This window comes from Flagellimonas sp. 2504JD1-5, assembly GCF_053618295.1.
Map to the genome: position 1 here is coordinate 1,887,691 of NZ_JBSIOU010000001.1, position 20,502 is coordinate 1,908,192.

The window sequence follows — 20,502 nt, forward strand, 5'->3', positions numbered from 1 at the left end:
TATAATGGCAAGATTGACTAAAAAGCAGAAAGACGCTCACTCCAAAATAGACAAGAATAAATTGTACTCTTTGGACGAAGCATCAGCTTTAGTAAAAGAAATAACCAATGTAAAATTTGACGCTTCCATTGACCTTGCAGTTCGTTTGGGTGTAGATCCAAGAAAAGCAAATCAAATGGTACGTGGCGTAGTTACACTTCCACATGGAACAGGTAAAGACGTAAAGGTTTTAGCATTGGTGACCCCAGATAAAGAAGCAGAAGCTAAAGAAGCTGGTGCCGATTTTGTTGGGTTAGACGAATATTTGGAAAAAATAAAAGGCGGTTGGACAGATGTTGATGTTATCATCACTATGCCAAGCGTTATGGGTAAACTTGGTCCACTCGGTAGAGTTTTGGGACCTAGAGGTTTAATGCCCAATCCAAAGACCGGTACAGTAACCATGGATGTTGCAAAAGCGGTATCTGAAGTGAAAGCTGGTAAGATTGATTTTAAAGTGGACAAAACTGGAATTGTACATGCGGCAATAGGAAAAGCTTCCTTTTCTGCAGATAAAATTGCGGGTAATGCCAAGGAACTAATAGATACTTTGGTAAGAATGAAGCCAGCTGCGGCAAAAGGTGTTTATATGAAGAGCATCTATTTGTCAAGTACCATGAGTCCTAGTGTTCAACTAGATCCAAAAGCAGTTTCGTAACTGGTAGTTCAATATTTTAATTATGACAAGAGAAGAAAAAGCAATCGTAATAGAAGATTTGACTGCACAGTTGGCTGATAACGCTAATATTTATTTGGCAGATATATCAGGATTGGATGCTACAACCACTTCTAATCTTAGAAGAGCTTGTTTCAAAGCCAATATTAAACTTGCAGTTGTAAAGAACACCTTGCTTGCAAAAGCAATGGAAGCTTCTGATAAGGAATTCGGTGAACTACCTGATGTTTTAAAAGGAAATACATCTTTGATGTTTTCTGAAACGGGGAATGCACCTGCGAAACTTATCAAAAACTTTAGAAAGAAATCAGATAAACCATTACTTAAAGGAGCTTTTATTGCAGAGGCTATCTATTTAGGAGATGAAAACCTGGATGCACTTGTAAATATCAAGTCCAAAGAGGAAGTTATTGGGGATATTATCGGATTGTTGCAATCACCAGCCAAGAATGTTATTTCTGGACTTAAATCTGGTGGCGGTAAACTGGCCGGAATCCTTAAGACATTATCTGAGAAAGAATAATTCGCGCACAATAAACTAAGTATATTTTTAAAAATTTGATTAAACGATAGAAAAATGGCAGATTTAAAAGATTTTGCAGAACAGTTGGTAAACCTTACAGTAAAAGAGGTAAATGAGTTGGCCGACATATTAAAAGAAGAATACGGTATTGAGCCTGCTGCTGCTGCAGTAGCTGTTGCTGGCGGTGCTGCCGGTGGCGGTGAAGCTGAAGCTGCTGAGGAAAAATCAGAATTTGATGTAATCCTTACAGCTGCTGGTGGTTCTAAATTGGCAGTAGTAAAACTAGTTAAAGAATTGACTGGTCTTGGATTGAAAGATGCCAAGGACATCGTTGACAGCGCACCAAAAGCTGTTAAAGAAGGTGTTGCCAAAGATGAGGCAGAAGGTATCAAAAAATCATTGGAAGAAGCAGGAGCGGAAGTTGAGCTTAAATAATAGCTTTTACCATACAAATTTGGTTAAGGTCTTTCCATAAAAATGGTTAGGCCTTAGCCTATTTAATAGGAGTGTATAAAGTCGTACACCGCCCAAAGTAATATTTCACGATCAAAATTTGTCCATTGATGTTCACAAACACTACTGAAAGAGTAAATTTCGCATCCGCTAAGAACATACCGGAATACCCGGATTTCTTGGACATTCAGATTAAATCCTTTCAAGACTTTTTTCAGCTTGAAACCAAATCTGACGAAAGAGGAAATGAAGGTCTCTACAACACCTTCATGGAAAATTTTCCGATTACAGACACTAGAAATCAGTTTGTACTCGAATTTCTAGACTATTTTATAGATCCGCCAAGATATTCCATCCAAGAATGTATAGAGCGTGGACTTACTTATAGCGTTCCCTTAAAGGCGCGTTTAAAATTGTATTGTACCGATCCAGAACACGAAGATTTCGAGACCATAGTGCAAGATGTGTACCTAGGTACCATTCCGTACATGACTCCAAGTGGAACTTTCGTGATCAATGGTGCAGAAAGAGTTGTAGTTTCCCAATTGCACAGATCTCCTGGAGTTTTCTTCGGACAATCTTTTCACGCAAACGGAACAAAACTATACTCAGCAAGGGTAATTCCTTTTAAAGGGTCCTGGATTGAATTTGCTACAGATATCAATAGCGTGATGTACGCTTATATTGATAGAAAGAAAAAATTGCCTGTGACAACCCTTTTCCGCGCGATCGGATTTGAGCGTGACAAGGATATTTTGGAAATTTTCGACCTTTCAGAAGAAATAAAGGTTTCCAAAGCAGGATTGAAAAAAGTGTTGGGCCGAAAATTGGCCGCAAGGGTACTGAACACATGGCATGAGGATTTTGTGGATGAAGATACCGGGGAAGTGGTGTCCATTGAACGTAACGAGATTGTCCTTGATCGTGACACCGTATTGGAAAAAGAGCATATCGATGAAATTATCGATGCCGATGTAAAAACCATCCTGCTCCATAAAGAAAACAATACGCAGTCGGATTACGCGATTATCCACAATACCTTGCAAAAAGACCCTACCAACTCTGAAAAAGAAGCGGTAGAGCACATTTATAGACAATTACGTAATGCCGAACCGCCAGATGAAGAAACGGCCCGTGGTATTATAGATAAGTTGTTTTTCTCCGATCAGCGTTACAATTTAGGTGAAGTTGGTCGTTACAGAATGAACAAGAAATTGGGTCTTGATATTGGAATGGACAAACAGGTCTTGACTAAGGAAGATATCATTACCATTATCAAATATTTGATCGAGCTGATCAACTCCAAAGCAGAGATCGATGATATCGACCACTTGTCCAACCGTCGTGTTAGAACTGTGGGAGAGCAATTGTCATCCCAATTTGGTGTAGGTTTGGCCCGTATGGCCAGAACCATCCGTGAGCGTATGAACGTTCGTGACAACGAAGTATTTACCCCGATTGATTTGATCAACGCCAAGACCTTGTCTTCCGTGATCAACTCCTTTTTTGGTACAAACCAGTTGTCTCAGTTTATGGATCAAACCAATCCATTGGCGGAGATTACGCACAAAAGAAGGTTGTCAGCACTCGGGCCAGGAGGTCTTTCCCGTGAAAGAGCAGGTTTCGAGGTTCGGGACGTTCACTACACGCATTACGGAAGATTATGTCCGATAGAAACCCCTGAAGGACCAAACATTGGTTTGATTTCTTCACTTTCTGTATTTGCCAAGGTTAACCCTATGGGCTTCTTGGAAACACCTTACCGAAAAGTTGAAAATGGTGTTGTAAATACAAAGGAGTACACTTATTTAAGTGCAGAGGAAGAAGAGGGAATGAAGATTTCCCAAGCAAACATTCCTACTGATGAAAAAGGAAAAATTGAGGATGACAAGGTCATTGCCCGTGAAGAAGGTGATTTCCCGGTTGTGGATCCATCAGAAGTAAACTATACCGATGTTGCCCCTAACCAAATTGCTTCCATTTCAGCATCTTTGATTCCATTCTTGGAGCACGATGATGCAAACCGAGCTTTGATGGGGTCTAACATGATGCGTCAGGCAGTTCCATTATTGAAACCTGAATCCCCAATTGTAGGTACAGGTCTGGAAAGACAGGTGGCCACAGATTCCCGTGTATTGATCAATGCAGAAGGTGATGGTGTAGTTGAATACGTTGACGCTCAGAAAATCACCATTAAATACACAAGATCAGAGGAAGAACGATTGGTAAGCTTCGAAGAAGACTCCAAAACCTACGAATTGGTCAAGTTTAGAAAAACCAACCAAGGTACCAGTATCAACCTAAAACCAATTGTCCAAAAAGGAGATAAGGTTAAAAGAGGGCAGGTACTTTGTGAAGGATACGCTACCCAAAAAGGAGAATTGGCACTTGGTAGAAATATGAAGGTGGCCTTTATGCCTTGGAAAGGGTACAACTTTGAGGATGCTATCGTGATTTCTGAAAAAGTAGTACGCGAAGATATCTTTACCTCTATCCATATCGATGAATATGCATTGGAAGTACGAGATACCAAATTAGGTGCTGAGGAATTGACCAACGATATTCCTAACGTATCCGAAGAAGCTACGAAAGATTTGGATGAATACGGTATGATCCGAATCGGTGCTGAAGTAAAACCTGGTGATATTTTGATTGGTAAGATTACTCCAAAAGGAGAATCTGACCCAACTCCAGAAGAAAAGTTACTGCGTGCCATCTTTGGTGACAAAGCGGGTGACGTAAAAGATGCTTCGTTGAAAGCTTCACCTTCATTGAGAGGGGTGGTTATCGACAAAAAGTTATTCTCACGTTCCATCAAGGACAAGCGTAAGCGCTCAGAGGACAAAGAAGCCATCACTAGATTGGAGATGGATTATGAAGTGAAATTCCAGCAGTTGAAAGATGTTCTTATCGAGAAACTCTTTGGATTGATCAGTGGTAAAACGTCTCAAGGAGTTATCAACGATTTGGGTGAAGAAGTACTTCCAAAAGGAAAGAAATACACCATCAAAATGTTGAATGCTGTTGATGATTTTGCCCACTTGGTTGGCGGAAGCTGGACAACAGATGATAAAACCAATACTTTGGTTGCCGATTTGTTGCACAACTATAAGATTAAGTTGAACGACATTCAAGGAAACCTAAGAAGGGATAAGTTTACCATTTCGGTGGGAGATGAACTTCCTGCAGGTATCATGAAATTGGCCAAAGTATATATCGCCAAAAAGCGTAAGCTGAAAGTTGGTGATAAAATGGCTGGGCGTCACGGTAACAAAGGTATCGTTGCACGTATTGTTCGTCAGGAAGATATGCCGTTCTTGGAAGATGGAACACCTGTGGATATCGTATTGAATCCACTTGGGGTACCTTCCCGTATGAACATTGGTCAGATTTATGAAACTGTTCTTGGATGGGCAGGTCAGAAACTGGACAAAAAATACGGAACCCCAATTTTCGATGGTGCTACCTTGGAGCAAATCAATGAGTATACCGATGAGGCCGGAGTTCCAAGATTTGGACACACCCATTTATATGATGGTGGTACAGGACAACGATTTGATCAGGCCGCGACTGTAGGTGTTATCTACATGTTGAAATTAGGTCACATGGTCGACGATAAGATGCACGCTAGATCTATTGGACCATACTCGTTGATCACACAACAACCATTGGGTGGTAAAGCCCAGTTCGGTGGTCAGCGTTTTGGTGAGATGGAAGTTTGGGCATTAGAAGCTTATGGAGCTTCGTCTACCCTACGTGAAATCTTGACCGTTAAATCCGATGACGTTATCGGAAGGGCCAAGACCTATGAGTCCATTGTAAAAGGTGAGACCATGCCAGAACCTGGATTGCCAGAATCTTTCAATGTATTGATGCACGAACTTAAGGGATTAGGTTTGGATATCCGATTGGAAGAATAATAGAATATATAAGCATTTTTAATCATATCATCTCCATAGTATTATGGCTAGAATAAAAGATAATAACGCACCAAAAAGGTTTGATAAAATTTCCATCGGATTGGCTTCACCAGAGTCTATTTTGGCAGAGTCAAGAGGAGAAGTTTTAAAACCGGAGACCATTAATTACAGAACCCACAAGCCAGAGCGTGATGGGTTGTTCTGTGAGCGCATATTCGGCCCTGTAAAGGACTATGAATGTGCCTGTGGAAAATACAAACGTATCCGTTACCGCGGAATTGTTTGTGACCGTTGTGGTGTTGAAGTGACCGAGAAGAAGGTACGTAGAGATCGTGTAGGACACATTAATCTTGTGGTTCCTGTTGCGCACATCTGGTATTTCCGTTCACTTCCAAACAAAATAGGATACCTATTGGGATTGCCTTCCAAGAAATTGGATATGATCATTTATTATGAAAGATATGTGGTCATTCAACCAGGTGAGGCCAAAGGTCCTGAAGGTGAGGAAATCAACAAAATGGATTTCTTGACGGAAGAGGAGTATTTGAACATCTTGGAAACACTTCCACAGGAAAATCAATATTTGGAAGATTCTGACCCTAACAAGTTCATTGCTAAAATGGGTGCGGAGTGTTTAATTGATTTGTTGTCTCGAATTGATTTGGAAGAGCTTTCCTATCAACTAAGGCACAAAGCCAATACTGAAACTTCCAAGCAGCGTAAAACAGAGGCTTTAAAGCGTCTTCAGGTAGTTGAGGCCATTCGCGAATCGCAAAACAACAGAGAGAACAAACCTGAATGGATGATTATGAAGGTGGTTCCGGTAATTCCACCAGAATTACGTCCGTTGGTGCCATTGGATGGTGGTCGTTTTGCAACTTCCGATTTGAACGACCTATATCGCAGGGTAATTATCCGAAACAATCGTTTAAAGCGATTGATGGAAATCAAAGCTCCTGAGGTAATCTTGAGAAACGAGAAGCGTATGCTTCAAGAAGCAGTGGATTCACTTTTCGATAATACAAGAAAAGCTTCTGCTGTAAAAACAGAATCGAACAGACCATTGAAATCCCTTTCCGATTCCTTGAAAGGTAAACAAGGTCGTTTCCGTCAGAACCTATTGGGTAAACGTGTGGATTATTCTGCTCGTTCGGTAATTGTGGTTGGACCGGAAATGAAATTGTACGAATGTGGTCTTCCAAAAGATATGGCTGCTGAGCTATACAAGCCTTTTGTTATCAGAAAACTGATTGAAAGAGGTATTGTAAAGACGGTTAAGTCGGCCAAGAAGATTATAGACAAGAAAGAACCCGTAGTTTGGGATATCTTGGAGAATGTCCTTAAAGGACATCCGGTACTATTGAACCGGGCTCCCACACTGCACAGGTTGGGTATCCAGGCTTTCCAACCAAAACTGATTGAAGGTAAGGCGATTCGTCTCCACCCATTGGCATGTACCGCATTTAATGCGGATTTCGATGGTGACCAGATGGCAGTTCACTTACCATTAGGCCCAGAGGCCATTTTGGAAGCACAATTGTTAATGTTGGCTTCCCAAAACATCTTGAACCCGGCAAATGGTTCTCCAATTACCGTTCCTTCTCAGGATATGGTTTTGGGTCTGTATTATATGACCAAGGAGAAGAAGTCTACCAAAGAAGAGCCTGTAAAAGGTGAAGGGTTGACTTTCTATTCCGCGGAAGAGGTTGAAATTGCTTTCAATGAAGGTAAAGTAGAATTGAATGCAGGTATCAAGGTTAGAGCGAAAGACTTTAATGAAGAAGGAGAGCTTGTAAAGCAAATTATTGAAACTACTGTTGGTCGTGTATTGTTCAACAGTGTTGTACCGGAACAAGCCGGATACATCAATACCGTTTTGAACAAGAAATCCCTAAGAAACATTATTGGGGATATTTTAGCCGTTACCGATGTTCCTGCTACTGCAGAGTTCTTGGATAAGATCAAGACCATGGGTTACGAATTCGCCTTTAAAGGAGGTTTGTCCTTCAGTTTGGGAGATATTATAATTCCACCAGAGAAACATGATATGATCAATGACGCCAATGAGCAGGTTGATGGTATTATGATGAACTATAATATGGGATTGATTACCAATAATGAAAGATACAATCAGGTAATTGATGTTTGGACTTCTACCAATGCCATGTTGACCGAATTGGCCATGAAGCGTATTCGCGAAGACAAACAAGGGTTCAACTCTGTATATATGATGTTGGATTCTGGTGCAAGGGGTTCCAAAGAGCAGATTCGTCAGTTGACAGGTATGCGTGGTCTGATGGCCAAGCCGAAAAAATCGACCGCCGGTGGTGGAGAGATTATCGAAAACCCGATCCTGTCCAACTTTAAGGAAGGACTATCGATTTTGGAATACTTTATCTCAACCCACGGTGCTCGTAAAGGTCTAGCGGATACCGCTTTGAAAACTGCGGATGCTGGGTACTTGACAAGACGTTTGGTAGATGTTTCCCAAGATGTGATCATTAATATTGATGATTGTGGTACGTTGAGGGGTATCGAAGTTTCCGCATTGAAGAAAAATGAAGAAGTGGTGGAAACGCTAGGAGAAAGAATCCTAGGTCGAGTTTCATTGCACGATGTATACAATCCTTTGAATGAGGAATTACTTTTGGAAGCTGGACAACAGATTTCAGAAGCTGATGTGAAAAGAGTAGAAGCAGCTCCGGTCGAGAAGATTGAAGTGCGTTCTGCATTGACATGCGAAGCGCCAAAAGGAATCTGTGCAAAATGCTACGGTAGAAACTTGGCGACCAATAAAATGGTTCAACGAGGTGAGGCTGTTGGTGTTGTTGCAGCGCAGTCCATTGGTGAGCCTGGAACACAGTTAACCTTGCGTACCTTCCACGTGGGCGGTATTGCTGGTAACATTTCTGAGGACAATAAACTTCAAGCTAAATTTGAAGGTATTGCAGAAATCGAAGATCTTAGAACAGTAGTTGGAGAAAACAGTGAAGGCGAAAAAGCCAATATTGTTATTTCCAGAACTTCCGAGATCAAGGTAGTTGATGCCAATACTGGAATCACCCTAAGTACCAATAACATTCCTTATGGTTCGCAATTGTTTGTGAAGAACGGTGCCAAAATTAAACCGGGTACTGTAATTTGTCAGTGGGATCCATATAACGGTGTTATTGTTTCTGAATTTACTGGGCAGATTGCCTATGAAAACATTGAGCAGGGAGTTACCTATCAAGTGGAAATTGACGAACAAACCGGTTTCCAAGAAAAGGTAATCTCTGAATCTCGAAATAAGAAGCTGATTCCAACCTTGTTGATCAAGGACGGTAAAGGAGAAACTTTACGTTCGTATAACTTACCTGTTGGTTCACATATTATGGTGGACGACGGTGATAAGATTAAGGAAGGTAAGATTTTGGTGAAGATTCCACGTAAATCTGCTAAAGCAGGGGATATTACAGGAGGTCTTCCAAGGGTAACCGAGCTTTTTGAAGCACGTAACCCTTCTAACCCAGCAGTTGTTTCTGAGATTGATGGTGTAGTTTCCTTCGGAAAAATCAAACGAGGTAACCGCGAGATTATCATCGAATCCAAAACAGGAGAGATCAAGAAGTACTTGGTGAAATTGTCCAACCAGATTTTGGTACAGGAGAACGATTACGTTCGTGCTGGTATGCCATTATCCGATGGGTCTATTACTCCAGAAGACATCTTGGCCATTAAAGGGCCATCTGCAGTACAGCAATACTTGGTGAACGAAGTTCAAGAAGTATACCGTCTGCAAGGTGTGAAAATTAATGACAAGCACTTTGAGGTTGTTGTACGTCAGATGATGCGTAAGGTACGTATCGAGGATTCTGGTGACACTACCTTCTTGGAGAACCAATTGGTGCACAAAGATGATTTCATCCGTGAGAACGATGAGATTTTCGGACAAAAAGTTGTTGAAGATGCTGGTGATTCTGAAAACCTGAAGCCTGGTCAGATAATTTCTGCAAGAGCGCTTCGAGATGAGAATTCAATTTTGCGTAGAGAAGACAAAACTTTGGTGACCGCACGAGATGCCGTTGCAGCAACTGCGACTCCAATCTTGCAAGGTATTACCAGGGCTTCGCTTCAGACAAAATCGTTCATCTCTGCAGCATCGTTCCAGGAAACCACTAAAGTATTGAACGAAGCCGCTGTAAGTGGTAAAGTTGATACTTTGGAAGGATTGAAGGAGAATGTAATTGTTGGACACAAGATTCCTGCCGGTACCGGTATGAGGGATTATGATAGTATCATTGTAGGATCAAAAGAAGAATACGATGAAATCATGGCTCGAAAAGAGGAATTCAAATTCTAATAAACAAACCCTGGCAATTGTCAGGGTTTTCTTTTTAATATAACAGATATATTGCGTCACCCTGAATTTATTTCAGGGTCTCATAATAAAAGTTTGATGATAGGGATTTGAGATTCTGAAACAAGTTCAGAATGATGTTCTCTTAAAATTCAAGATTATTTTAAATCCAAATACAAAATGGCTGAAAACGATAAAAATCAAAAGCAAATCAACATAGAATTGGATGAAAAAACGGCCGAAGGCATTTATTCCAATCTGGCAATAATAAACCACTCTGTATCCGAATTTGTGGTGGATTTTATTAGCATGATGCCTGGAGCACCCAAAGCCAAGGTGAAAAGCCGAATTGTTTTAACGCCTCAACATGCCAAGAAGTTTTTAAAAGCACTAAGTGACAATGTCGCAAGGTTTGAAAAAGCACATGGTACAATAAAAGATTACGAGCAACCTCCCATCCCCATGAATTTTGGGCCCACGGGAGAAGCTTAAAAAATAAAACCTGACTCTAAAAAGTCAGGTTTTTTTATTTTAAATGTCATTTGGATTAGGACAACCAACCTTTTTGGATGCCCTTTTTGGCCAAAAGTATAAGCAAAACACCAATAACTATAACCAGAATCGGCATATAAATGGCCTGATTTCCGTAGACCTCAATGGTGTTGCTCAGAAAAAGCCCATAGATAAACTGGCCCAGTATGCCCAAAAGGGAGATGAAAAAAACGGGTTTGGCCCATTTTTTACGAAGTAAAAGAGCAATACAGCCCAAAGTACCTCCAAAAACGGCTATCGCGAATGCCGCTGTCACCCATGCTGGTTGAGCCTCAAAAAGCTCTCGTTGGGCCTGGGTCATCTGTTCCAATTGCTCAACGCTGGTATAAGCCTGGCCCAAATACGCCATTACTCCCATAATGTTCCACAAAAGAGCTGCAACGCTCACTATCCAGAACCAAACTGGTGGTTTGTTCGAATCGGTCATAAGAATGTTTTTTAATGGTTACAGCCAATAAAGTACAAAAAAAGTAGAAGATGGGTCTTATCTTCAGCTGTTTGAACCTAAGAAACCTCTTCGGTGACTTCCGAAGTAAAACGAAGTTTTACCGACGGGTATTTCTGCTGTGTCATTTGAAGCGAGAATGCGGAGTCGGCCAAAAATACCAATTGCCCTTGCTTGTCAGTAGCCAAAAATTTCTGTTTTACCCGCTTAAATTCCTTGAATTCGTCACCATTTGGGTCTTCAGCATCAACCCAACACGCCTTATAAACGGGAAAATTCTCATAGGTGCATTTAGCTCCATATTCATGTTCTAATCGGTATTGGATAACTTCATATTGGAGTGCACCTACAGTTCCAATAATTTTTCTACCGTTCAATTCCAGAGTAAACAATTGCGCTACACCTTCGTCCATAAGCTGATCAATACCTTTATAAAGCTGTTTGGCTTTCATGGGGTCGGCATTGTTGATATATCTAAAATGTTCCGGAGAGAAACTTGGAATACCTCGGTAATGCAATTTTTCACCATTGGTCAAGGTATCACCGATTTTAAAGTTTCCGGTATCATGCAATCCAACAATATCACCGGGATAGGAGATGTCAACAATCTCCTTTTTCTCGGCAAAAAAGGCATTGGGACTGGAAAACTTGAGTTTTTTGCCCTGCCTCACATGTAGGTAAGGTTTATTTCGTTCAAATGTACCCGACACTATTTTAATAAAAGCCAAACGGTCCCGATGTTTGGGATCCATATTTGCATGGATTTTAAACACAAAGCCTGAAAAATCCTTTTCATCCGCTTCAACCACACGTTCTTCGGCCTTTTTGGCTCGGGGTGATGGAGCAATATCCACAAAGCAATCCAATAACTCCCGCACTCCAAAATTATTCAGTGCAGACCCAAAAAATACCGGTTGTTGAGTTCCGTTTAAATAAGCTTCCTTATCAAATTCAGGATAGACCCCCGCAACCAATTCCAAATTGTCGCGAAGCTCAGTTGCCGCAGCCTCGCCAATGATGTTTTCCAATTCGGGATTTTCAATATCATCAAAAGCAATTGTATCCTCAATATTCTGCTTGCTGTTACCACTGAACAGATTGATATTCTTTTCGTAAATGTTATAGATTCCCTTGAAATCATATCCCATTCCAATAGGAAAACTCAATGGTGTTACCGATAGCCCCAGCTTTTGTTCTACCTCGTCCAACAAATCAAACGCATCCTTCCCTTCGCGATCCAATTTGTTGATAAAAACGATCATGGGAATATTTCGCATGCGACAGACCTCTACCAATTTCTCGGTCTGTTCTTCTACACCTTTAGCTACATCTATCACCACAATGACACTGTCGACCGCGGTTAAGGTCCTAAACGTATCCTCTGCAAAATCTTTGTGCCCCGGAGTATCTAGAATATTGATTTTCTTATCATTATAAATAAAAGCCAAGACAGACGTAGCAACCGAAATACCACGCTGGCGCTCTATTTCCATAAAGTCACTGGTGGCCGATTTTTTGATTTTGTTGTTTTTAACAGCGCCTGCTTCCTGAATGGCACCTCCAAACAACAATAGCTTTTCGGTCAGTGTTGTTTTTCCAGCATCCGGGTGAGAGATAATACCAAAAGTTCTTCGTCTAGCTATTTCCTTGTCAAAATCCATCTACAAAATTTCGGCAAAAATAGCGTAATTATCTCTTTTTGAATGCAAATAGGACATTCTAAACAATTGTTGATAGTATGGGGACAAAAAATAGGAAAATACTTGCCCTAAAAACAAAAAAGTAGAGTAATTTTCGCACAGTGATTTTTTGCCGTTTTACCGCGTTGTAATCCTTTTTATAAACTTGCTCGTATAAATAATAGTGGCAAGTAATGACGAAGAATATGCTTTTTGTCGATTAAAATAGGTGTTGCACCCCGAATGCACTAACTATGTGCACAAAAGGTGGCCTGGTTGAAATACAGAAACCACTAAAAGTTAAGAAAAGCCCCATTTTCTTACAAGTTCGAGAATACTTCTGCCATGGTGATTAGTTGACCAAAACTATCATTATGGAAAAAATTACTTTCTTAAATTTTAAGAAAAAGGTTTTATATAGTCTTTTTTCATTGATATGCTTTGCATTTTGTCTAAGCCTTTCAACCACCGCCCACGCAAATAATTTTGAGGAGGATACGGGCTATTATACCGATACTGATGGAGATGGCGTGCCAGACAATACCGATATTGATTCAGACAATGACGGGATAATCGATACCGTTGAGGATGAGAACTTGGACGGCGATGATTGTTATTGGACCAATCCTACCGACACTGATGGTGATACAATTCCTGATTATCTAGATGTTGATTCAGATGATGACGGCATAATTGACAATATTGAGGCACAACCTACAAATGGGTACGTACCTCCTTCCGGTAAAGATACCGATGGCAACGGTTTGGATGATGCTTATGAAGAAACGCCAGGTAGCTGTGGAGGATTAATTCCCGTAGATACCGATTACGACCATATACCGGATTATAAGGATATTGATTCGGACAACGATGGGATTTTGGATAACGTTGAAGCCCAAACTACTTCGGGTTACGTTCCACCATCAGGTACGGATACAGATGGCAATGGTTTGGATGATGCCTACGAAGAGACTCCCGGTAGCTGCGGAGGTTTGACTCCAATTGATACAGATGGTGACTATATCAAAGATTTCCGAGACATTGATTCAGACAACGATGGGATCTTGGATAATATTGAAGCCCAAGATCCAAATCATATTCAAACCCCTTGTGGAGTGGATTCAGATGGAAATGGATTGGATGATCATTATGAATCTTATCCTGGAGCAGGAGAGGGCATTACGCCAATCAATAGCGATGATGACCCGCTGCCAAATTTCAGGGATATTGATTCCGATAACGACGGAATCCCAGATAACGTAGAAGGACAAACCACAGCTGGATATGTCCCACCAAGTGGAATGGATGATGATAATGATGGTTTGGACAATGCATACGAAGGAAATGGAGATGAAGGAATTACTCCCGAGAACACGGATGGTGAAGATAATCCCGATTACCTTGACAACGACTCCGACAATGATCTTGTGGCGGACAACAACGAGGGGAACGACTTTAACTTTGACGGTGTCCCCGATCAGACCTTTACCGGCACCGATACGGACAACGATGGCCTTGACGACGGCTACGAGGGCAGTGATGTCAATGATGGCTACGATGTCAATGATGAGATCGATGATCCGGCCAATGACCTTCCCGATACCGATGGCACTGAGGATGTGAACTACCGCGACTTCGACGACGATGGTGATGGCATCGACACCCCGGACGAGGATGATGACGGTGACGGTGACCCTACCAATGATGATACTGATGATGACGGGACCCCGGACTATCTGGACCCTGATAGCCCCGGAGAAGATACGGATGATGACGGGGTACCTGACAGCGTTGACCTTGATGATGATAATGATGGAATCCTCGATACAACAGAGGACCACAATTTGGATGGTGACGACGACCCCTTGACCGATCCTTTGGACAGTGATGGTGACGGCCGCCCGGACCATTTGGACATAGACAGTGATAATGATGGTATCCCTGACAATGTCGAGGCGCAGCCCACGGCCACGTACATCGCCCCTAGCGATGACGATGAGGCGACCTATGAGGCGAACCAAGGTGTGAACTCGGCCTATATTGGTGGATTGACCCCTGAGAACACCGATAGCACTGACGCTCCGGACTATTTGGACGATGACTCGGACAACGACCTTGTTGCGGACAACAACGAAGGGAACGACTTCAACTTTGACGGTGTTCCTGATCAGACCTTTACCGGCACCGATACGGACAACGATGGCCTTGACGATGGTTATGAGGGAAGCGATGTCAACGATGGCTACGATGTGAACGACGAGATCGATGATCCGGCCAATGACCTTCCCGATACTGATGGCACTGAGGATGTGAACTACCGCGACTTCGACGACGATGGTGATGGCATCGACACCCCGGATGAGGACGATGACGGTGACGGTGACCCGACCAATGACGATACCGATGATGACGGGACCCCAGACTACCTTGATCCCGACAGTCCTGGAGAAGATACAGATGATGACGGGGTGCCGGACAGCGTTGACCTAGACGATGACAACGATGGTATCCTCGATACAACAGAGGACCACAATTTGGATCGTGACAACGACCCCTTGACCGATCCTTTGGACAGTGACGGCGATGGTCGACCGGACCATTTGGACATCGACAGTGATAATGATGGCATTCCGGACAATGTTGAGGCCCAGCCCACGGCGAGCTATATCGCCCCTAACGATGACGATGAGGCGACCTATGAGGCCAACCAGGGTGTGAACTCGGCCTATATCGGTGGATTGACCCCTGAGAACACCGATGGCACTGACGCTCCGGACTATTTGGATGATGACTCGGACAACGACCTTGTTGCGGACAACAACGAGGGGAACGACTTCAATTTTGATGGTGTGCCCGACCAGAACTTTACGGGAACCGATACGGACAACGATGGCCTTGACGACGGCTACGAGGGCAGTGATGTCAATGATGGTTACGATGTCAATGATGAGATCGATGATCCGGCCAATGACCTTCCCGATACTGATGGCACTGAGGATGTGAACTACCGCGACTTCGACGACGATGGAGATGGTATAGACACCCCGGACGAGGACGATGACGGCGACGGTGACCCGACCAATGACGATACCGATGATGACGGGACCCCGGACTATCTGGACCCATTCGTTCCCAATGTTATTGATGCTGTGGACGACAACTATACTTCGGATGGTGAAGGTGGTGTAATGCCGGATGTTGATGTACTTGCCAATGACACCCTAAACGGAAACCCAGTTACCTTAGCGAATGTAATCTTAACTTCGACACCTACGGAAGTGCTTACCATCAATGAGGATGGAAGTGTCAGTGTAGCACCTGGAACTCCAGAAGGTACATACACTATCGAATACACCATTTGTGAGATTGCCGATACCGATAACTGTGATACCGGAACCGTTACCGTTGAAGTTGGTCCAAGTACGGGCAATGTAATTGATGCAGTGGAAGACTCCTTTACTTTTGATGGTTCTGGAGAGATTCCTGACAGCAATGTGCTGTCTAACGATACCTTGGATGGAGAGCCAGTAACGCTTTCTGATGTGATTCTGACTTCGACACCCACGGAAGTACTGACCATCAATGAGGATGGAAGCGTGAGTGTTGCCGAAGGAACACCGGCAGGCACCTACACGATTGAATATACCATTTGTGAAATTGCCGATACCGACAATTGCGATACGGGAACTGTAACCGTGGAAATTGATCCGGGAATGGGCATTGTAATTGATGCTGTCGATGATGACTATGTTTCTGATGGTTCGGGTGGGGAAATTCCTGATAGCAATGTGCTTTCCAACGACACCTTGGACGGGGAACCAGTGACTTTATCCGATGTGATCCTGACCTCGACACCTACGGAAGTATTGACCATCAATGAAGATGGAAGTGTCAGTGTTGCTGAAGGAACCCCAGATGGAACGTATACCATTGAATATACCATTTGTGAAATTGCGGATGTGGACAACTGTGATACAGGAACTGTAACTGTAGTTGTTGATTCAAGTATGGCAAACATTATTGATGCTATGGATGATGGGTATAGCACGGATGGAGCAGATGGTGAAATCCCTGATAGCAATGTACTTTCAAACGATACCCTTAATGGTGAACCAGTCACGCTTTCCGATGTAATATTGACTTCAACCAATACCGATGAGCTTACCATTAATGAAGATGGAAGTGTCAGTGTTGCCGAAGGAACCCCTGAGGGTACCTATACCATCGAATACACCATCTGTGAAATTGCAGATGTTGATAACTGTGATACAGGTACTGTGACGGTTGAAGTAGGTCCTGGAATGGTGAATGTAATTGATGCTGTGGATGATGCCTATAGCACCGATGGCACAGATGGGGTTATTCCAGATAGTAATGTACTTTCCAATGACACCCTGAATGGGGAACCAATTGGCTTGATAGATGTAATACTCTCCTCAACTCCCACCAGTGAACTCACGGTAAACGAGAACGGAACTGTGAGCGTTTCTCCAGGAACACCTGAGGGTACCTATACAATTGAATATACTATTTGTGAGGCTTCAAACTCTGAAAACTGCGATACCGCCACGGTAACCGTTACTGTTTCGATTGAAGATATTGCTGTTAATCAGATGTTGACCCCAAATGGGGATTTAAAGAACGATTTCCTTTTCATAAGAGGAGTTAAAAGTATCAGAACCAGTACACTTAGAATTTTTAACCGTTGGGGCGTTGCTGTATATGAAGGAAAAGACTACGATAATGTGAACAATGTTTTTGATGGACGTTCACGTGGTAGGTCGACCTTGAGCGTCAACGATTACCTTCCGGCGGGAGTATATTTTTATATATTTGACTACGAAACGGATGAAGGAAGTTTTACCGACTCCGAATACATTTACATAAGTAGGTAACATATTGAATCAGAATGATTAAAAAACACTTTTTAATTCCGTTTTTGTTCGTTGTTGTAACGTTTCAAGGCCTTGTTGCGCAACAAGATGCGCAGTATACCCAATATATGTACAACACACTTAGTGTAAACCCAGCATATGCAGGATCTAGAGGACAATTGACATTTGCTGGTCTGTACCGTTCACAATGGATAGGTCTTGCTGGAGCCCCAGAGACCTTTACCATTAATCTCCATTCCCCTATCAGAAACAGTAGATTAGGATATGGGGTCTCTATTGTAAATGACAACATTGGTGATGGGGTGGTTCAGGAAACCTATCTTGATGTAGTTCTTTCATATACCATTGAGTTTGCTCAGGAAAACAAATTATCATTTGGACTAAAAGCAGGCGGAAATATGTTGAACCTCGATTTTAATGGCTTGAGGAACTTTGATCAAGAAGTGGTTCAGCAAGATAATATTGACAATCAGTTTAACCCAAATTTTGGTCTGGGCCTATATTTTCATAACGATAGGTTTTATGCTGGCCTTTCAGCTCCCAATGTTTTGGAAACGGAGTATTTTGACAATGGAGATTCCGATTCAGTTAATTTTTTGGCTGCAGAACGAATCAATTTCTATTTTATAACAGGATATGTTTTCGATTTGAATGCCGATTGGAAGTTTAAACCAGCACTTTTGACCAAAGCGGTGGGAGGTGCCCCATTACAGGTAGATCTTTCAGCAACTTTTCTGTTTGCTGAAAAGTTCAGTTTTGGAGCGGCATACAGATTGGACGCGGCAGTGAGTGCATTGGCCGGATTCCAAATTACCGATCAGGTTATGCTTGGACTCGCCTATGATCGTGAAACAACAGAACTTGGAGGCACCCAATTCAATGATGGTTCTTTCGAGGTATTTTTAAGATGGGAGCTTTTAAAGGCATTTCAAAAAACCGTATCACCTAGATTCTTTTAATACAGGGTTATGCTAAAAAGAATACTTTTACTTCTTGTTTTTTTAGGATGTGTGTTTCAAGCCGTGGCCCAAGACAATGACAAGGTCAATGAAAAACAACAGGCCAAGGTCAAAGCAAAGGCCGATGAACGTTACAATGAATATTCTTTTAGCCCGGCTATAGACATTTATAAAAAGGTGTTGGACAAGGGCTATGTATCACCGGATCTTTTAAAAAGGTTGGCCAACTCGTACTACTTTAATGCCAAATATGAGGAAGCTGCTAAAGTGTATCAGCGATTGGCAGAATCCTATCCAGAAGAAATTGAACCTGATTATTATTTTCGATATGCCCAAAGTTTGAAAACGTTGGGAGAATATGATGAATCTGCTAAAATAATGTCAAAATTCAAGGAGATTACAGCAACATCTGCAGAAGATATCTATGATGAGGATTATCTGGAGAAAATAGAGAAAAACTCGGGGAGATATAACATCCAACCCTTTCCATATAATACCAAATATGCCGATTTTGCCGCATCTTATTATGAAAAAGGCTTGATTTTTTCTTCGGACAGGGATACAGGAAACTTGGCCCGTTATAGGCATACATGGAATTCTAAAGATTTCTTGGATTTGTATAAAGTAAATGTGGACAGTGTTTCCAATGACAATGTGGTCAAATTGCCCGGCGATGTAAATACCCGACTGCACGAATCCACATCCGCCATTTCCAAGGATGGAACCACCATGTATTTTACCAGAAACAATTTCTTGGATGGCAAAAAATACAAAGACGAAAAAGGGGTAATTCGACTAAAAATATACAGCGCAGAATTGATAGATGGCGAGTGGACCAATGTAGTTGAACTTCCATTCAATAATGATTCCTATTCTGTAGCCCATCCAGTGCTGAGTCCAGATGGAAAAAGGCTCTATTTTGTTTCCGATATGCCTGGCACCCAAGGCGAATCTGACATTTTTGTAACGGAGATTATTGGTGATGGTTCGTATGGGCCTATACAGAATTTAGGTAACAATATCAACACCAGGGCCCGAGAAACCTTTCCTTATATTACCAAAGATGGAGTGTTGTACTTTTCATCTGACGGGCACCAAGGATTGGGGGGATTGGATGTATTTGCCACCAAAATAGCCTTTGGAAACTTTAATGAACCCGTAGTCAATGTCGGAAAACCAATTAATGGAAATTACGATGATTTTGCCTTTATCATGGACAATGAGGCCAAGACCGGATATTTTTCTTCCAATAGAACGGGTGGATTGGGAGAGGACGATATCTATGAATTTGTAGAAAACCAACCCCTGGTACTGGATTGCATCCAAGATGTGACGGGAACGGTAAGGGATAGAATTTCCAATGAAGTTTTGGTAGGTGCAACGGTCAAAATAATTGATGAGGAGAACAACGAAGTTTCATCGACCCTTACAGATTCAAAAGGAAATTATGTGCTGGACCTGGATTGCGCAAAAGGAAATTTTGTAAGAGCTTCTAGAGATGGTTATGTTCCTGCAGAAGAGTATTTGAACAAATCTTACGGCAAACCCAGAATTGTTGATTTCTATCTGGAAAGAGACGTAGTAACCGGAGGCTTTGGCGATGATTTGGCCAAATTACTGCAATTGAGCACCATTTACTTTGACCTAAATAAGTACGATATTCGCAGAGATGCTGAAATTGAGATTCAGAAAGTAATCGTTGCCATGGAGAAATATCCTAGCCTTAAAATTAAAGTCAATTCCCATACCGATAGCCGTGGCAATGATGCCTATAACCTTTGGTTATCACAAAAACGTGCAGCATCTACGGTAAACTATATGATTTCCAAGGGTATATCTGCTGACAGATTAAAAGGTGAAGGTTTTGGAGAAACTCGTTTAGTAAACGATTGTCTTAATGGCGTTCCATGCTCCAAAGACAAGCACCAGTTAAACAGGCGGTCGGAGTTTATCATTTTTGAATAAGAATTGAAGTCATTTTCAAGTCATAGGAAAAGCTTAGGATTGACCACTTTCTTACGT

Annotated in this window: 11 protein-coding genes; 9 read left to right on the forward strand and 2 right to left on the reverse strand. The window is 42.1% G+C overall.

Annotated features, from left to right (window positions below; genetic code table 11):
- Window positions 1-4 precede the first annotated feature (4 nt).
- From rplA to ACULLG_RS08465, 6 genes are all read left to right on the forward strand, one after another.
- On the forward strand, window positions 5-697 hold the full coding sequence (gene rplA / locus ACULLG_RS08440; protein ID WP_298794590.1) for a 50S ribosomal protein L1: 693 nt from the start codon (window positions 5-7) through the stop codon (window positions 695-697).
- A 22-nt stretch (window positions 698-719) separates the two neighbouring features.
- A complete protein-coding gene (gene rplJ, locus ACULLG_RS08445; protein WP_298794589.1) occupies window positions 720-1,238 on the forward strand; it encodes a 50S ribosomal protein L10 in 519 nt (172 codons plus the stop codon).
- A 54-nt stretch (window positions 1,239-1,292) separates the two neighbouring features.
- Window positions 1,293-1,673 (forward strand): 50S ribosomal protein L7/L12, encoded by a 381-nt coding sequence (gene rplL, locus ACULLG_RS08450; RefSeq protein ID WP_190811542.1) that lies wholly within the window; start codon window positions 1,293-1,295, stop codon window positions 1,671-1,673.
- A gap of 128 nt (window positions 1,674-1,801) precedes the next feature.
- Window positions 1,802-5,611 carry a DNA-directed RNA polymerase subunit beta gene (gene rpoB, locus ACULLG_RS08455; protein ID WP_452126317.1) on the forward strand — a complete coding sequence of 1,270 codons (3,810 nt, stop codon included), beginning with the start codon at window positions 1,802-1,804 and terminating at the stop codon, window positions 5,609-5,611.
- 43 nt (window positions 5,612-5,654) lie between these two features.
- On the forward strand, window positions 5,655-9,953 hold the full coding sequence (gene rpoC / locus ACULLG_RS08460; RefSeq protein ID WP_452126318.1) for a DNA-directed RNA polymerase subunit beta': 4,299 nt from the start codon (window positions 5,655-5,657) through the stop codon (window positions 9,951-9,953).
- Window positions 9,954-10,130: 177 nt separating this feature from the next.
- Entirely contained in the window at window positions 10,131-10,442 is a 312-nt protein-coding gene (locus tag ACULLG_RS08465) for a DUF3467 domain-containing protein (RefSeq protein WP_452126319.1), read from the forward strand.
- A 55-nt stretch (window positions 10,443-10,497) separates the two neighbouring features.
- Here ACULLG_RS08465 and ACULLG_RS08470 read toward each other — a convergent pair whose 3' ends face one another.
- Window positions 10,498-10,929, reverse strand: coding sequence for a hypothetical protein (locus ACULLG_RS08470; RefSeq protein ID WP_452126320.1), 432 nt, complete (start codon window positions 10,927-10,929; stop codon window positions 10,498-10,500).
- Between the two features lie 77 nt (window positions 10,930-11,006).
- A complete protein-coding gene (locus ACULLG_RS08475; protein WP_452126321.1) occupies window positions 11,007-12,608 on the reverse strand; it encodes a peptide chain release factor 3 in 1,602 nt (533 codons plus the stop codon).
- Window positions 12,609-13,000: 392 nt separating this feature from the next.
- Between ACULLG_RS08475 and ACULLG_RS08480 the strand changes: the two genes are divergently transcribed.
- From ACULLG_RS08480 to ACULLG_RS08490, 3 genes are read left to right on the forward strand one after another with little or no spacing between them, the layout of a single operon-like run.
- Window positions 13,001-17,521, forward strand: coding sequence for a T9SS type B sorting domain-containing protein (locus ACULLG_RS08480; protein ID WP_452126322.1), 4,521 nt, complete (start codon window positions 13,001-13,003; stop codon window positions 17,519-17,521).
- Between the two features lie 14 nt (window positions 17,522-17,535).
- A complete protein-coding gene (locus ACULLG_RS08485) occupies window positions 17,536-18,480 on the forward strand; it encodes a PorP/SprF family type IX secretion system membrane protein (RefSeq protein ID WP_452126323.1) in 945 nt (314 codons plus the stop codon).
- 9 nt (window positions 18,481-18,489) lie between these two features.
- The gene (locus ACULLG_RS08490; RefSeq protein ID WP_452126324.1) at window positions 18,490-20,445 is read left to right on the forward strand and encodes an OmpA family protein; all 1,956 of its coding nucleotides are present in this window, start codon (window positions 18,490-18,492) and stop codon (window positions 20,443-20,445) included.
- Window positions 20,446-20,502 lie beyond the last annotated feature (57 nt).

Bases quoted from the DNA above. Each gene is read 5' to 3' on its own strand.
- rplA (WP_298794590.1), top strand. From the start codon at position 5: ATGGCAAGATTGACTAAAAAGCAGAAAGACGCTCACTCCAAAATAGAC.
- rplJ (WP_298794589.1), top strand. From the start codon at position 720: ATGACAAGAGAAGAAAAAGCAATCGTAATAGAAGATTTGACTGCACAG.
- rplL (WP_190811542.1), top strand. From the start codon at position 1,293: ATGGCAGATTTAAAAGATTTTGCAGAACAGTTGGTAAACCTTACAGTA.
- rpoB (WP_452126317.1), top strand. From the start codon at position 1,802: ATGTTCACAAACACTACTGAAAGAGTAAATTTCGCATCCGCTAAGAAC.
- rpoC (WP_452126318.1), top strand. From the start codon at position 5,655: ATGGCTAGAATAAAAGATAATAACGCACCAAAAAGGTTTGATAAAATT.
- ACULLG_RS08465 (WP_452126319.1), top strand. From the start codon at position 10,131: ATGGCTGAAAACGATAAAAATCAAAAGCAAATCAACATAGAATTGGAT.
- ACULLG_RS08470 (WP_452126320.1), bottom strand. From the start codon at position 10,929: ATGACCGATTCGAACAAACCACCAGTTTGGTTCTGGATAGTGAGCGTT.
- ACULLG_RS08475 (WP_452126321.1), bottom strand. From the start codon at position 12,608: ATGGATTTTGACAAGGAAATAGCTAGACGAAGAACTTTTGGTATTATC.
- ACULLG_RS08480 (WP_452126322.1), top strand. From the start codon at position 13,001: ATGGAAAAAATTACTTTCTTAAATTTTAAGAAAAAGGTTTTATATAGT.
- ACULLG_RS08485 (WP_452126323.1), top strand. From the start codon at position 17,536: ATGATTAAAAAACACTTTTTAATTCCGTTTTTGTTCGTTGTTGTAACG.
- ACULLG_RS08490 (WP_452126324.1), top strand. From the start codon at position 18,490: ATGCTAAAAAGAATACTTTTACTTCTTGTTTTTTTAGGATGTGTGTTT.